This is a genomic window from Faecalibacterium sp. I4-3-84, assembly GCF_023347255.1.
Lineage (GTDB): Bacteria > Bacillota > Clostridia > Oscillospirales > Ruminococcaceae > Faecalibacterium > Faecalibacterium taiwanense.
On sequence record NZ_CP094466.1, the window covers coordinates 772,079 to 787,996 of the forward strand.

Annotated in this window: 11 protein-coding genes and 2 tRNA genes; 1 reads left to right on the forward strand and 12 read right to left on the reverse strand. The window is 57.4% G+C overall.

Annotated features, from left to right (window positions below):
* Positions 1-207: 207 nt before the first annotated feature.
* Positions 208-1,362 (forward strand): plasmid recombination protein, encoded by a 1,155-nt coding sequence (locus MTP41_RS03820; protein WP_243130343.1) that lies wholly within the window; start codon positions 208-210, stop codon positions 1,360-1,362.
* Here the strand turns inward: MTP41_RS03820 and MTP41_RS03825 are convergent.
* The 12 genes from MTP41_RS03825 to MTP41_RS03880 all read right to left on the reverse strand — a co-directional run bounded on the left by MTP41_RS03825 (position 1,351) and on the right by MTP41_RS03880 (position 15,915).
* A complete protein-coding gene (locus tag MTP41_RS03825) occupies positions 1,351-1,602 on the reverse strand; it encodes a DUF6061 family protein (protein WP_249236240.1) in 252 nt (83 codons plus the stop codon). The genes MTP41_RS03820 and MTP41_RS03825 overlap by 12 nt on opposite strands.
* A 152-nt stretch (positions 1,603-1,754) precedes the next feature.
* Positions 1,755-1,839 (reverse strand) — tRNA-Tyr (locus MTP41_RS03830).
* 153 nt (positions 1,840-1,992) lie between these two features.
* A tRNA-Thr gene (locus MTP41_RS03835) sits at positions 1,993-2,067 on the reverse strand.
* A gap of 320 nt (positions 2,068-2,387) precedes the next feature.
* A complete protein-coding gene (gene rsmA, locus MTP41_RS03840) occupies positions 2,388-3,242 on the reverse strand; it encodes a 16S rRNA (adenine(1518)-N(6)/adenine(1519)-N(6))-dimethyltransferase RsmA (RefSeq protein ID WP_097775225.1) in 855 nt (284 codons plus the stop codon).
* A gap of 343 nt (positions 3,243-3,585) precedes the next feature.
* Positions 3,586-4,947 (reverse strand): S41 family peptidase, encoded by a 1,362-nt coding sequence (locus tag MTP41_RS03845; protein WP_097776498.1) that lies wholly within the window; start codon positions 4,945-4,947, stop codon positions 3,586-3,588.
* A gap of 150 nt (positions 4,948-5,097) precedes the next feature.
* A complete protein-coding gene (locus MTP41_RS03850; protein WP_249236241.1) occupies positions 5,098-6,414 on the reverse strand; it encodes a murein hydrolase activator EnvC family protein in 1,317 nt (438 codons plus the stop codon).
* Positions 6,415-6,430: 16 nt separating this feature from the next.
* Positions 6,431-7,339: a cell division protein FtsX gene (locus MTP41_RS03855; RefSeq protein ID WP_249236242.1), complete on the reverse strand. Its 909-nt coding sequence runs from the start codon at positions 7,337-7,339 to the stop codon at positions 6,431-6,433.
* Positions 7,336-8,103, reverse strand: a complete 768-nt coding sequence (gene ftsE, locus MTP41_RS03860; protein WP_120020907.1) for a cell division ATP-binding protein FtsE — start codon at positions 8,101-8,103, stop codon at positions 7,336-7,338. The genes MTP41_RS03855 and ftsE overlap by 4 nt, the downstream gene beginning before the upstream one ends.
* 108 nt (positions 8,104-8,211) lie before the next feature.
* The gene (locus MTP41_RS03865) at positions 8,212-9,297 is read right to left on the reverse strand and encodes a PucR family transcriptional regulator (protein WP_005944450.1); all 1,086 of its coding nucleotides are present in this window, start codon (positions 9,295-9,297) and stop codon (positions 8,212-8,214) included.
* Between the two features lie 264 nt (positions 9,298-9,561).
* Positions 9,562-10,263 (reverse strand): pseudouridine synthase, encoded by a 702-nt coding sequence (locus MTP41_RS03870; protein ID WP_249236243.1) that lies wholly within the window; start codon positions 10,261-10,263, stop codon positions 9,562-9,564.
* 373 nt (positions 10,264-10,636) lie between these two features.
* Positions 10,637-12,082, reverse strand: a complete 1,446-nt coding sequence (purB, locus tag MTP41_RS03875; protein ID WP_097775220.1) for an adenylosuccinate lyase — start codon at positions 12,080-12,082, stop codon at positions 10,637-10,639.
* A 140-nt stretch (positions 12,083-12,222) separates the two neighbouring features.
* On the reverse strand, positions 12,223-15,915 hold the full coding sequence (locus MTP41_RS03880) for a phosphoribosylformylglycinamidine synthase (RefSeq protein ID WP_249236244.1): 3,693 nt from the start codon (positions 15,913-15,915) through the stop codon (positions 12,223-12,225).
* Positions 15,916-15,918 lie beyond the last annotated feature (3 nt).

Genomic DNA, 15,918 nt, shown 5'->3' on the forward strand with positions numbered 1-15,918 from the left:
GGGGCCAGTTGTAGCATAATAGCAATTGGCCCCTTTCTCCCCGCGGGAGCGCGCAAAGCACTTTCACACTGCCGGGCACAAAAGGGGGCGGCGGTGTGAAAGTGCTTTTGCGTTACTTTCTCACCAGAAAGTAACAAAGAGGTTGTTTTTAGCGGAAGTTTATGATAAAATAGAGAACGGAAGATTAAGCGGAAAGGGGGCGATTTTATGGGAGTTACGATTTCGGGCATGACAGGTGCGGGAAGCATCCGGCACAACAACCGTAGCTTCTCTGCGGCGAATGTAGACCAGAGCCGAACGGAGCAGAATATCACTTTTTGCAACGAGGATCTGAAGCAGGTCTACCACATGGTTTTTGATGAAGCTCTCACAGCCTACAACGCAAAGAAAACCAAAACGAGAGATAAGATACCGGACTACTATGAGCATATCCGGCAGAGCAAACAGGAAAAGCTGTTCCATGAAGCGATCTTCCAGATCGGCAACATGAGCGACTGTGGGTGCGGTACGCCGGATGGAGAACGGGCTGCGGCAGCTCTGAAAGATTTTGCGGATTCCTTTGCAGAACGCAACCCCCATCTGCGGGTGTTCAATATGGTGCTGCACATGGACGAGGCAACGCCCCATCTCCATGTCGATTTTATCCCTGTGGCAACGGAGCAGTCCAGAGGACTTGCGACCAGGGTATCCATGAAACAGGCGTTGAAGCAGCAGGGGTTTGTTGGTGTCGGCAGAAAGCAGACTGAATGGGCGGCGTGGATGGAGCGAGAGAAAGAAGCTCTGACGGAGATTGCCCAGCGGCACGATTTTGAAATTATCTCTCTCGGCACGAACAGACCACACATGGACTTACCGCAGTTCAAGGAAGCGGCGGCGAGACTGGAAGCGGTGCAGCAGCAGACAGCGGCAGTTGAGCAGGAAGTTGCCGAGCTGGAACGGCAACGAGACGCTCTGAAAGGCACTGTACGGCTCTTAAAGGAGGCAGACAGGGTAAATGTATCCATGAAGGATATTCAGCCAGAAAAGACGCTCACAGGGGCAGTAAAGGGCGTGACGGTGGATCAAGTCGAGCAATTAAAGAAAATGGCGCTGCGCAGCGTGACGGATCGGCAAAAGGTAAAAGAGTTGACAGCGGAAAACACCCGTCTGCGGTCGCAAGTGCCGTCCATGCAAAAGCGGCTGGAAGAAGCACAGCGGCAGCAGCGGCTTGAACAGGAAAACCGTAGGCTGCGGGACGAGAATTATTATCTGCAATCTGAGCTGCATGAGGAACGCGGCTTCACCGAGCGTCTGACGGACGGTATCGGTCGGATGCTAGACTTTCTGGAAGAACACTTTATTTTTTTGTCCTTAATCTTCTAACCTATGGCTCCCGGCCACATTCTTCAAATATTCCTCCGGGTCACCGTTCAGAATCAAATCTGCATAGCCCAGCGGATCATTGTAGATGAGGTAGTCCAGTTCCGTCTGCTGTGCCATAGTCACGTCCAGCGCATCCTCGACCCCGGTGCCGTCAATGAAAATTTTTCTCCCATCCCGGAGTAGCAGTTCCACGCACCCGGTATCCATGTTGAAATGGCAAGCCCTTGCATCGTACTTCATAATCATACCCTCCAAATCTTGTTAGTGGCTTACGGTCTATGACAAGGTATCGGAGTTTTGCGTCGTCCACGGGAGCCTTCATTTTCAAACCCGAAGAAAACGAAAAATCCGAACCCTTCTCCAATCGGAAACAGGTTCGGATTTTTCTTGTTTGGTGGGCGCGGGTGGATTCGAACCACCGAAGCTGAAAGCAGCAGATTTACAGTCTGTCCCCATTGGCCACTCGGGAACACGCCCATATTCAGTTTTGCAGTCCATGGATTGCCTGTATATATTACCACCCGGATGGTAGTTTGTCAACATCTTTTGCGGAATTTTTGGATTTTTGTGTCGAAAGCAAAAACACAAAAGCAAAAGCCGCCCAGAAATCAACGTTCCTGAGCGGCTTTTTGGAGCTGGTGACAGGAGTTGAACCTGCAACCCACTGATTACAAATCAGTTGCGCTGCCATTGCGCCACACCAGCATGGACCAAGCGGTCTTTTGATAGAATACCAAAAAACGCGCGGCTTGTCAATATCTTCTTGGCGCGCAAAAAACCCATTCCTCAAACAGTATACTATACCGTTTAACAAATGAGGTGCCATTGCCATCAGTTCATGCTTTCGTCTGCTTTTAGCATTCTTTTCTGTTGTATCACGTTTTGATACCAGGAATTTTCAACGCAATACATCGATAATAAAATCGAACCATTCGATTCTATTATCATAAAAACCCCACAGGAACCGCGGACGGCTCCTGTGAGTTTCAAAGTCTGTTGTATTCTTTTTTGAGCAGCGGGCTGCTTCACCGGGCAAGGGCCTGCTGGATCTTTGCAAAATCCTCCAGTGTGAGGGCTTCCGGGCGGATGCGGGCATCAAAACCGGCGGCTTCAATGGCGGCTGTCACCGCGTCCTTGGACATCCCCAGGCCGCTGGCAATGGCGTTTGCAGCCGTTTTGCGGCGCTGTCCGAAGGCGGCACGCACCAGCGCAAAATAGCCTTCTTCGTCCTCCACCTGCACAGCGGGCTGCGGACGGATCTCCATGCGCACCACGGCGCTGGTCACCTTGGGGGCCGGGTAAAAACTGCCGGGCGCAGCGGTGAACATCATTTTGGAGGTGGCATAGTAGCTCACCGCGCAGCTGATGGCGCTGGATGCACGGGTGCCGGGCGCAGCAGCCAGACGGTCGGCAGCTTCCTTCTGTACCATGACGGTCAGGCTTTCAATGGGCAGGCGGTCGCCCAGCAGCTTCATGACGATGGGGCTGGTGATGTAGTAGGGCAGGTTGGCGCACACAGCCACCGGCATACCAGGGAATTCTTCCGCAATAAGAGCCTTCAGGTCAACTTTCAGTACATCCTGTAATACCAGTTTGAAATTGTCCACTCCGGCCATCGTTTCGGCCAGCAGCGGTGGCAGGCGTTCGTCCACCTCAATGGACACCACCTTGGCGGCGCGCTTTGCCAGTTCCCGGGTCAGCACACCGATGCCGGGGCCGATTTCAATGACACCATAGCGCTTATCCACGCCGCTGGCATCCACAATCTTGGGCGGCAGGCCCGGGTTGATGATAAAGTTCTGTCCAAAACCCTTGGAGAGTGCAAAATCGTATTTTTCACACAGGGCGCGGATCACCGAGAGGTCGGTCAGTTCGGGCATAGATTCCATCCTTTTTCATAGTACGATTTGAATGCCCTCCGCGTCGCTTTGGGCATATTCAGCGGAAATATTATTATAATATGGCAACCCAGCCAGACCTGCGGGTCTGGCTGGGTTGCATTTTCACGAGAAGGGATCGGTACGGTAAACGGGAGCGCTGCGGGGCACTCCAAAACGCCTTTTCACGTGAGGAGTCGGTACGGCAGGCAGCATCACCGCGCCCTACGGGCGCGATCAAAAGCCGTTTCAAGAAAGGAACATGCGTACGGCAAACAGCACCGCAATAAACCGGTTTCCTTTTTACAAAAAGAAGTCCATGCAGCCTTTCTGCCGGTTTTACCCTTTATTCTGCGCTGGATGCTGCTTCGCCGCCGGCTTCTGCTTCGGTGGAGGAAGCCGTTTCCTCAGAGGAAGCGTTCTCCGGCTCAGTGGAAGCGCTGTCGGCTTCTTCGGAAGCAGCAGCCGAAGAAGCTGCTTCGTTGACACCGCCCAGAGTCGTGGTACCGCTCAGCTGCTGTGCTGCGCTGACCGCACGCTGGATCTGCGGGTCATCCTCGGGGGTATAATCGTAGAAATTCGTGGTCTCTTCGGCACTGAGGGCACGCTCCACATCCACGCTCAGGCCGGTGCCATCAAAGCAGGAGCCGTCGCCGCAGATGAGCTTTGCCACCGTGATGCTCACGGCGCTGCCATCCGAAAGGCGCTGCGGGCTGCTCTGGATGGTTCCCTTGCCCATGGTGGTGGTGCCCACCAGACGTGCGCCGTTCATGGTGCGCAGGCTGGCAGCAAACAGCTCTGCTGCGCTGGCAGTGTTGCCGTTGACCAGACAGACGATGGGCAGCTCCACCTTGCTCTCATCGTCGCTGCTGCCAATGATGGTGCGGTTTCCGTTCTTATCCTCGGCATAGGCCACAGTGCCTTCCGGGGCGATCAGGTCGATGCAGCTGATGGCATCATCCAACACGCCGCCGCCGTTATCGCGCAGGTCGAACACAAGGCTCTGGGCACCGCTGGTAGTGAGAGACCGGATGGCATAGTCCAGCTCGCTGGGCGTGCTGCCGTCGAACTGGCGGATCTTGATGTAACCCACGCTGTCCAGCATCTGGTAGTCCACGGTGGTGCTGGTGTAGCCGGAGTGGGTCAGGTCCGTCGTCCGGGAAGCAGCCTTGCTGTCGAGCCATGTAACATTGACGATGGTGCCGGCTTCGCCCTGCAGGCGGGACTGCACGGCATCCACCCCGGAAAGGCTCTTCACATCGGTGCCGTCAATAGCAGTGATGTAATCGCCCACCACGATACCGGCTTCCTGCGCAGGCGAGTCCTCATACACCCTGGTCACTCTGGCATAGCCGGTCTGGTCCATGCCAAGCTCCACGCCAATGCCCATCACCTTGCCGCTCTGCTGGTTCATCAGCTCGGTGTAGGCGTTGGCGGTGTAGTAACGGGCGTACTTGTCGCCGGTACCCAGCAGGTAGCCTGCGGTCAGGCGGTCGTACAGCACCGTTTCATCAATGGTGTAGTAGTCGTTGCTGCGCACATAGCGGTCCACCTCGGCCACTTTGTTGTACATGCTCTCCTTTTCCTTCACGCTGCTCACCGTGCTGTCAAACAGACGCATGGCAATGAGCATGGTAATGGAAAAGGTCACGGTCATGGCAAGGATCACAATGGTGACAGCCATGCCCACAGAGATCTTACGGTTCATGCTTGCCCCTCCCTGTTAATACAGCAGCATCATGATCACACTGCTCAGCAGCGAAAGTGCAAACACGCCTGCCAGCAAAAGGCAGCCGATGCGCAGCAAACGCTTATGTTTTTGTTCGTTCATAGAATACCAGACTCCTTATAAATACACTCAGTTGTGCGGGAACGGGATATAACCGCGCGGATTGACCGCATTGGCCTTGCTGCCGCCCTTCCAGACTTCCAGATGCAGGTGGTTGCCGGTAGAGTTGCCGGTGGAACCAACGTAGCCGATCAGCTCACCCTGCTTGACATACTTGCCCGCACTGGTGGCTACCGACTTCATATGGCCGTACAGGGTGCTGTAGGCGTTGCCGTCCGACATGCTGCCGTGGTAGATGATGACATAGTTGCCATAGCCGCCGCTGGACCAGCCCGCCACCTGCACATAGCCGCTTGCGGCTGCGTAGATGGGGGTACCGCCCGGCGCAGCCAGATCAATGCCGGCATGCAGTCTGTTCACGCCGGACACCGGGTTCTTGCGCCAGCCGTACTCACTGGAAATGCGGGTATATCTCTTCAGCGGGCAGGCAAAGCCGGTAAAGCTCAGCTGCGGCTTGCTGGATGCAGCGGCCGCGATCAGCTTCTGGATCTCTTTCTTGACGGCCTCATAGTTCAGCTCGTCCGATTCAATAGCGGCCTGTGCCGTCTGCTGGGCCTTCTGGGCATCCTGTGCAGAAAGCTGCGCCGCAGAAATGCTGCTGTTCAGCTCGCTCTGCTTTGCCTTCATCTGGTAGTTCTGGGTATCCAGCTCCGCCTTCTGGCTCTGCAGTTCCTTGCGCTGGGCCTCCAGTTCCACCTTGTCCGCTTCCAGTTCAGACTTGGCCGCCTTCATGTTGTCCATGATCTCGGTATCTTTGATGGAGATATCCTGCATGACCTCGTTGAAGGTGAGCAGCTCATACAGGTCGTTCACTGCGCTCAGCATGGCCACACTGCCGCCGTCGCGCAGCTCCTGCATGGCAGCCATGTGCTTTTTAAAATCACCCCACTGGCTGTCGATCTCGGCCTGCTTCTGGGTGATCTCGCCTTCCTTGGCGGTGATCTTTTGCTCGGTCTGGCCAATGTTGTTCTGCACAGCAGCGATCTGGGTGCTCAGCACGCTGATCTGAGACTGAATGATGCCCACGCGATCCTTTAGCTCAGTTTCCAGCGCTTTTGCAGCAGCTTCCTTTTTCTTTGCGTCCGAAAGCTCCTTCTTGTGCTGGTCGATGGATTTGGAAAGGCTGTTCAGCTTGTTCTGCAGGCTGGCCATGCTGGTGGCTGCCGTGGCCGGCTGGAAGCTGACGCTTGCCGCAAGGCATACCGCCGCCAGGCACAGACTCACGCCGCGCAGCAGCTTGCTGCGGGCAGGCTCCGGCCGTGCATGGCGCGGCGTATGGCCGGGCATCTGCAGGCGGAAGGGCTTTGCATGAAGTGCTTTTTTCATGTGCGGCTCCTTTCGATCACACGTTCAGGTGCTTGCGGATGGAGAACATACTGCCCAGACCACCCACAACGGCACCGCCGATGAGGCTGTACGGGATGATAGTGGACCAGACGGCGCTCACCGGCACCAGTGCCTGACCCATGATCATTTCCCACACGCCGCCCAGACCGTCGGAGGCCTGCACCATGTAGGAGTAGCCGCCCAGACTAATCGCTGCAGTGAGCACGCCGGAGATCAGGCCCATGGTCAGACCTTCCACAACGAAGGGCAGAGTGACCAGACCGTTGGTGGCGCCCACGTACTTCATGATCTCAATTTCGCGGCGGCGCGCAAACACGCTCAGGCGGATGGTGCTGCCCACCGTGATGATGCTGACGACCATCAGCACCAGCACGATGCCGCGGCCCACTTTGGTAACAGAGCGCTGCACCTGCACAAAGACGTTGGTCATTTCCACCGGGGCGGTAACGCTGTACACGCCCTGAATGGCCTGCATCTGCTTGCTCATGCTCTCCATCTGGCTCAGATCCGCGATGGAAACGCGGTAGTTGGCCTTGAAGGGGTTGTCATTTTCAAACTCATCCCACAGGGAGGAGTAATCTTCCATGTAATTGCGGTAGGTGTTCAGCACGTCCTGCTTGGAGACGAACTGCACATTGGTCACGCCGGGCATTGCCGCCAGCTTTTCGCCCACGGCCTGCGCAGTGGCATCATCACACTCCGGGTCCAGATAGACCACGGTCTCGTTCTGGCTGCCCAGATAGTTCACCATGCTGTCCACATTCACCTCGGCAAGGCTTGCAAAGGTGTTCAGGGTCATACAGACACTGAGGGACAGGATGCACACAAAGGTCATGGCCCAGTGCTTGCCCAGATTGCGGATGCCGCGCCGGATCAGAAAAAAGAAGGTAGAAGGTCTCATCATACGGTGGCCGCCTCCTTTTCTGCGGTGTCAGCAGGTTCCAGCTCGGTCTCGAACAGGCGTTCTTTGCGCTCTGCGCGTGCGCGGATGGCTTCCTTGTCGGCAGGCACATCCGAAATGATGCGGCCCTTTTTCAGGGTGACGACGCGCTGGTGGAACTGGCGCACCAGCTCGTGCTCATGGGTAACGACCACCACGGTGATGCCCATTTCGCTCACCCGCTCCAGCAGCTCCATCATTTCCAGGCTCAATTCCGGGTCGATATTGCCAGTGGGCTCGTCCGCAATGACCAGCTTGGGGCCGTGGGCAAGGGCGCGGGCCACAGCCACACGCTGCTGTTCACCGCCGGAAAGGGTGTCCGGATAGGCCTTGGCCTTATCCTCCAGATGCACCAGCTCCAGCATGTACTCCACACGGTCGCTGATCTCCCGGCGCTTGACGTTGGTCACATGCATGGCAAAGGCGATGTTCTCGTACACAGTCATGGTGGGGATCAGCCGGAAATCCTGAAAGATAATGCCCATCTGACGGCGCAGATACGGCACCTGATGGCGGTGCAGGCAGGCAACATCCTTGCCCAGCACGGTCACCTTGCCCTCACTGGGCAGCTCTTCGCGCAACAACAGCTTGAGCAGGGTGGATTTGCCTGCGCCGGAATGACCCAGCAGGAACACGAACTCGCCGTCGTCCACATGGAGATTGATATCGTCCAGTGCCAGCGGTCCGCCCCGTTTATATTCCTTGGAAACGTGTTCTAAATCGATCATAGGGTAATATTAGCTCCTGACATTAGAATCTGTTTTCACAGCAAAAAGAACCGGCCAGCATCGGTTTCGAGCGGCCGGTTCTGCACTGCAGGCAGAGCCTGCAGCTTATTAGTATTTGGCCGGATTGTTGGACAGGTACTTCTTGACCATCAGTGCTACCTTAAAGACGATAGCATCGTCGAACTCACGCAGATCCAGACCAGTCAGCTTTTTGATCTTTTCCAGACGATACACCAGCGTGTTGCGGTGCACAAACAGGCCGCGGCTGGTTTCAGACACATTCAGGTTATTCTCGAAGAAGCGCTGGATGGTGAACAGGGTCTCCTGATCCAGGCTTTCGATGCTGCCCTGCTTGAACACCTCGCGCAGGAACATCTCGCACACGGTGGTGGGCAGCTGATAGATCAGGCGTGCAATGCCCAGATTATCGTAGCGGATGATCTGCTTTTCGGTGTCGAACACCTTGCTCACTTCCATGGCGATCTGTGCTTCCTTGAAGGAGGTAGCCAGATCCTTCACGTTGGAGATGGGGGTGCCGATGCCCACCACAGCCTTGATGTAATGCTCGCCGGACAGGGTATCCACGATGCTGGCAGCCAGCTTTTCCATATCGGTGCGGTCGATGCCCTTGCGGATCTCCTTGACCAGCACGGTATCCGTCTCGCTGATATTGAACACAAAGTCCTTCTGCTTGTCGGGGAACAGGCTGCTGACCACATCGTAGGCGGAGATATCGCCGCCGCTGGTAACACGCACGATGAACACCACGCGGGAAACATCGGTGGCAAAGTGCAGCTCACGGGCCTTGGCATAGATATCGCCGGGCAGGATGTTATCCAGCACCACATTCTTGATAAAGTTGGACTTATCAAACTTTTCGTCGTGGTACTGCTTGATGCTCTGCAGGCTGATGGACAGCATGGCGGCAAACTGACCAGCCGTCTCGTCCACGCCTTCCACGAATACTGCATAATCATTATGCTTGGCGCTGGAGAACTGCTGATAGGTGTAGCCATCGCGCACAAAGCGGTCGCCTGCGGTCAGACGCTCCGCCATGAAACCCTCGCGCACCTCGCCGATCAGGTTCAGTTCCGAGCAGGAAATAACAGCGCCGGTCTCATCCACCACGCCGACCACCCGGTTGATCGCGTCTTTCATCTGGTAGATCACGCTTTGAAATACTCTATTGGCCATAATGGATACCCCTTTTCCTCGTTTGTGCAAACCGCAGCGGCAGCCGGTCGTGATTTTTAACAATTTAGCTGCATTACATTTTATATTTTACACAAAAGAATTTACTTTTGCAACATATTTCAACAAAAAAGATAGTTTTTTCTTGTGAATATTATCTTTAGGGGCCATTCTGAACCAAAAAAGTGCCTTTTTGCGTGGTTCTGCCCCCTATTCTACCGGAAAAATGTGTTGCTTTTTTGAAATTCGGGTGAAAAGCCGGCCCTGTCAGCTGGAAATTTTTGACACTTCTTCGGCAGAAAGCTCCCGCCACTGGCCCGGTGCAAGGGCCGGGTCGAGTGCAAGGCCGCCGATGGCATCCCGGTGCAGGCCGTTCACGCCTGCGCCGTACACGCCGAACATCCGCTTGATCTGGTGGTATACGCCCTGCTTGAGCACCACCCGCACAGTGCAGCCATCGGCAGAAAGGGCCGTCACCTCCGCAGGCGAAAGCGCTGTGCCGTCGGCAAGGGTCACGCCCACCGCAAAGCCGGTGCGCATCTGCTCGGTCAGCGGCGTGTCCAACACCACGGTGTAGGTCTTGGAGACGTGGCGCTTTGGAGCAAGGATGTCGTGGGCAAAGGTGCCGTCATCGGTCAGCAGCACAAAGCCGGTGCTGGTCTTGTCCAGCCTTCCCGCCGGGAACAGCTGCCGCCGGGGATAGGCATCCCTCACCAGATCGACCACGGTGGTGTCACGCTTGTCGGTGGAAGCGCTCACCACGCCCTCGGGCTTGTTGAGCATGATGTACACGAACTGCTGATAGCTGAGCGCTCTGCCATCCACAGCCACAGTGTCACTTTCTCTGAGCTGGGTGTCTCCCTTTTTGCAGACAGCACCGTTCACCTGCACCCGCCCTTTGGAAAGCAGCGCCTTAGCTTCGCTGCGGGTGCACTGGGCCGTCTCGGCTAAGTATTTATCCAATCGCATACGCGGTTCTCCTTTTACATAGGTTTGGAGTTTTAGTGTAACATGATAAAATGATTTGCGCAAGAGAACTCCTTCCGTCATCGCTGCGCAATGCCACCTTCCTTTATTAGTGAGGCTTTGGCCGTACGGTAAACTCTTCCTCTTCGTCAGAGGCTCCCTCTTTGAGAAAGACTTCCCCCGGTCGGGGGAAGATGTCACCGAAAGGTGACAAAAAGGGGAACGGCTGACGCACGAAGTTCAGCTGAAGGAGTTTTTCTTTCCGGCCCTTTTCGTGAAAAAGCAAGAAGGAGAAGCCCACAGGCTTCTCCTTCTTGCAAAACAAACTGTAACTTCCGCTGTTTATGCTCAGAGCGTAAGCGGAGAGCATTTAAAATCAAACACTCAAAGATGCGTGCTGCTCCACGGCGTCGGGGTTAGCATCGAAGATGGGCTTGAGCACATTGGCGATGAACTCCTCCACCTGCTGCGGTGCACGGCCCACAAAGTTCTCCGGCACAAGGCCCGCCACGATCTCCTCGCGGGTCAGGCCAAAGGCAGGGTCGGCAGCAATACGGTCCACCATATCGTTGGGCAGGCCCTCTTCCTTGACCTGCTTGCCGGCGGCGATGGCGTGCTGGCGCAGACGCTCGTGCAGCTCCTGACGGTTGCCGCCCTTTTCCACAGCCTGCATCATGATGTTCTCGCTGGCCATGAAGGGCAGCTCTGCCATCAGACGGCTGCGCACCACCTTGGGATACACCACGATGCCGTCGGTGACGTTGAGCATGATGTTCAGGATAGCGTCGGTGGCAAGGAAGCCCTCAGCCATGGCGACACGCTTGTTGGCGCTGTCGTCCAGCGTGCGCTCAAACCACTGGGTGCCGGTGGTGAAGCTGGGGTTCAGCACATCTACCATCAGGTAGCGGCTCAGCGCGCAGATACGCTCGCAGCGCATGGGGTTGCGCTTGTAAGGCATGGCGGAGGAACCGATCTGGTTCTTTTCAAACGGCTCTTCCATCTCCTTGAAGTTAGCCAGCAGACGCAGGTCGGTGGCAAACTTCATGCAGCTCTGGCCAATGCCGGCAAGGGCGTTCAGGATGAAGGCATCCACCTTGCGGCTGTAGGTCTGGCCGGACACGGGGATGACCGCTTCGGGCGCAAAGCCCATCTCCTTGGCGATGGAAGCATCCACGGCGCGGATCTTATCGGCATCGCCCTTGAACAGCTCCATAAAGGAAGCCTGCGTGCCGGTGGTACCCTTGACACCGCGCAGCTGCAGAACAGCAAGACGGTGGTCGATCTCCTGCAGGTCCATCACCAGCTCGTTGGCCCACAGGGTGGCGCGCTTGCCCACAGTGGTGGGCTGAGCGGGCTGGCAGTGAGTGTAGGCCATGCAGGGCATGTCCTTGTATTCCTCGGCGAAGCGGCCCAGCTTTGCCAACACACCGATCAGCTTTTTGCGCACCAGTTCCAGACCCTGACGCATCACGATGATGTCGGTGTTGTCGCCCACATAGCAGCTGGTGGCACCCAGATGGATGATGCCGGCCGCCTTGGGGCACTGCTGGCCGTAGGCGTACACATGGCTCATCACGTCGTGGCGCACCAGCTTTTCGCGCTCGATGGCCACTTCATAGTTGATATCGTCCACATGGGCTTCCAGCTCAGCCACCATATCGGGGGTGATGTTGGTCAGGCCCTGCTCCATTTCGGCCCTGGCCAGCGCCACCCACAGGCGGCGCCATGTGCGGAACTTGTTATCGTCCGAGAAGATATACTGCATCTCGTCCGAGGAATAGCGGGTGGAAAAGGGGCTGATATAACGATCATGCTGAGACATTGATTGTTTCCTCCTGAAAGTGACTCCCCCAGTCGCCTTCCGGCGACAGCCCCCTCGGGGAGGGGGCCTTTCAACCTCCCTCTCCGAGGGAGGTGGCATCGCATCAGCGATGACGGAAGGAGTTTTTCTCTATTCTACCATCAAATCTTGAAATAGTCCACGCCGCCCTCAAAGATCGGCTGATATTTGTCACCGGTAACGTTCTTGTACAGGTACTCGCCGCTACGCTCCGAGTGGCCCATCTTGCCGAACACACGACCATCCGGGCTGGTGATGCCTTCGATCGCCAGCACAGAGCCGTTGGGGTTATAGCGCTGGTCCATGGTGGGGTTGCCCTCGATGTCCACATACTGGGTGGCGATCTGGCCATTCTTCATGAGGGTGTCCAGCACCTCCTGCGGAGCCACGAAGCGGCCCTCGCCGTGGCTGATGGCAACGGTGAACTGTTCGCCCACCTCGCACTTGGACAGCCACGGGCTGCCGGTGGATGCAATGCGGGTGCGCACCAGCATGCTCTGGTGGCGGCCGATGGTGTTGAAGGTCAGGGTGGGATCGTAAGCGGTGATGGGGCGGATATCGCCGTAGGGGACCAGACCCAGCTTGATGAGGGCCTGGAAGCCGTTGCAGATGCCCAGCATCAGGCCGTCGCGCTGCTGCAGCAGGCGGCGCACCGCCTCGGTGACTTCCGGGTTGCGGAAGAAGGAGGCAATAAACTTTGCGCTGCCGTCCGGCTCGTCGCCGCCGGAGAAGCCGCCGGGCAGCATGACGATCTGGCTGTTATCGATGGCCTTGACCAGTGCCTTGCAGCTCTCGGCCACGTCGGCGGGGGTCAGGTTGCGGATGACCAGGATCTCCGGGTCGGCACCGGCGCGGGCAAAGGCCTTGGCGGTGTCGTACTCGCAGTTGGTGCCCGGGAACACCGGAATGATGACCTTGGGCTTTGCCACACCGATCTTGGGTGCGGCGGGTGCGGTCAGCTTGCCGTTGATTTTTTCCACGGTGGGGCCTGCCTTGCGGTAGGGGTACACCGGCTCCAGCTTGCCTTCCCAGATCTCCTGCAGCTGGGCCATATCCAGCTTTTCGCCGCAGGCTTCAAGGACGTATTCCTTGGTGGTCTCGCCCAGGATCTCACCGGCGGGCGAATCGGACACCATTTCCAGAACAATGGAGCCATACATGGGCTGGAACATCTCATGGGTGGTCTTATCCGCACGCATCTTGAAGCCGATGTGGTTGCCAAGGCCCATCTTGAACAGAGCCTCGGCAATGCCGCCGTAGCCCACAGAGCAGGCGGATGCCACCATGCCCTCTTCGATCATGTCCTCCACGATCTTGTAGTTGGCCTTCAGGGAGAAGAAGTTGGGGCAGCCGGTCTCGGGGTCGATGATGGGCCGTACCAGCACTACCGTGCTCTCCGGCTTCTTGAATTCGGTGGACACCACCTTGTTTGCCTTGCCGATGGCGGTTGCAAAGGAGACCAGCGTGGGAGGCACATCCAGCTTTTCAAAGGAGCCGGACATACTGTCCTTGCCGCCGATGGATGCAATGCCCAGACCCATCTGAGCATCCAGTGCACCCAGCAGAGCGGCCAGCGGCTTGCCCCAGCGCTCCGGGGCGGTGCCCAGACGCTCGAAATATTCCTGGAAGGTGAGGTAAGCATCCTCATAGCGGAAGCCGGAGGCCACCAGCTTGGTAACGCTCTCGATGACAGCCATCTGAGCGCCCTTGTACTGGTCTGCGCTCATCAGGAAGGGGTTGAAGCCCCATGCCATGCCGGAGCAGGTGCTGGTCTCGCCGTCCACCGGCAGCTTTGCCACCATGGCGTTCTGCGGGGTCAACTGATAGGCACCGCCAAAGGGCATGAGCACAGTGGCGGCACCAATGGTGGAGTCGAACCGCTCAGACAGGCCCTTCTTGCTGCAGATGTTCAAATCGCCCACCATGTTCTTCATCTTCTGGCTGAAGGTCAGGCCCTCCCACTGGGGCTGCCAGACCGTGGCCTTTTCCACATGGACCTTCTGGTGCTTCTCTGCACCGTTGGAGTTCAGGAATTCGCGGCTGATGTTCACGATGGACATGCCGTTCCACACCATGTTCAGGCGGGGCTCAGCCGTCACCTTTGCCACAGGAGTGGCCTCAAGGTTCTCTTCGTTGGCGAGAGCAATGAACTTGTCCACGTCCTCGGGGGCCAGCGCCACAGCCATGCGCTCCTGGCTCTCGCTGATGGCCAGCTCGGTGCCGTCCAGACCCTCGTACTTCTTGGTGACTTTGTTCAGGTCGATGTACAGGCCGTCGGCCAGCTCACCGATGGCAACGGACACACCGCCTGCGCCAAAGTCGTTGCAGCGCTTGATCATCCTGCAGGCATCCTCGCGGCGGAACAGGCGCTGCAGCTTGCGCTCGATGGGAGCGTTGCCCTTCTGCACCTCGGCACCGCAGTGCTCAAGGCTGTCCAGCTTGTGGGCCTTGGAAGAACCGGTAGCACCGCCCACACCATCACGGCCGGTGCGGCCGCCCAGCAGAACGATGACATCGCCGGGGGCGGGGCACTCGCGGCGGACGTGGGAAGCGGGGGTAGCGCCTACAACGGCACCGATCTCCATGCGCTTTGCCACATAGCCGGGATGATAGATCTCGTCCACCTGACCGGTAGCAAGGCCGATCTGGTTGCCGTAGGAGGAATAGCCGGCAGCTGCGGTGGTCACCAGTTTGCGCTGGGGCAGCTTGCCGGGCAGAGTCTCGCTGACCGGCTTGAGCGGGTCGCCTGCGCCGGTGACGCGCATGGCCTGATAGACGTAGCTGCGGCCGGACAGCGGGTCACGGATGGCACCGCCGATGCAGGTAGCCGCACCGCCGAAGGGCTCGATCTCGGTGGGGTGGTTGTGGGTCTCGTTCTTGAACAGGAACAGCCAGTCCTCGTCCTTGCCGTTCACATCGCACTTGATCTTGACGGTGCAGGCGTTGATCTCGTCGGACTCGTCCAGATTTTTCAGGATGCCCTGCTTCTTCAGCTCCTTGGCGCCGATGGTGGCAAGGTCCATCATGCAGCGGGGCTTGTTCTCGCGGCCCAGATCGGCGCGCATGGCCATGTAGCGGTCAAAGGCCTTCTGCACCACGGCATCGTCGATCTGCACATCGTCCAGAATGGTGCCGAAGGTGGTGTGGCGGCAGTGATCGGACCAGTAGGTGTCGATCATCTTGATCTCGGTGATGGTGGGGTCACGGTGCTCAGAGCGGAAATACTTCTGGCAGAACTCAATATCGCCAAGATCCATGGCAAGGCCGTTGTCCGCAATGAACTTTTTCAGCTGCTCTTCGTCCAGCTGGTTGAAGCCCTCCAGCACCTTGACCGGGGCGGGCACGGGGTACTCCATTTTCAGGGTCTGCTTGGTGTCCAGCGAAGCCTCGCGGGCCTCCACCGGGTTGATGACGTATTTCTTGATCTCGGCCACCTGCTCGTCGGTCAGGGTGCCTTCCAGCAGATAGACGCGGGCAGAGCGCACCAGCGGGCGCTCGCCCTGACTGATGAGCTGGATGCACTCAGCAGCGGAGTCGGCGCGCTGGTCGAACTGGCCGGGCAGATACTCCACTGCAAAGGACACGCCGTCGCTGGCGGGCAGCTCGGCATAGGTGTTATCCACCGGCGGCTCACTGAACACGGTGTTTGCACACTGGTTGAACAGTTCTTCGTCGATGCCTTCCACATCGTAGCGGTTCAGCAGACGCAGACCGGTAAGCGACTGGATGCCCAGCAGGCTGGTCAGCTCATTTTTCAGGCCGGTGGCTTCCACATCAAAGCCGGGCTTTTTTTCCACATAAATACGATAGACCATTGG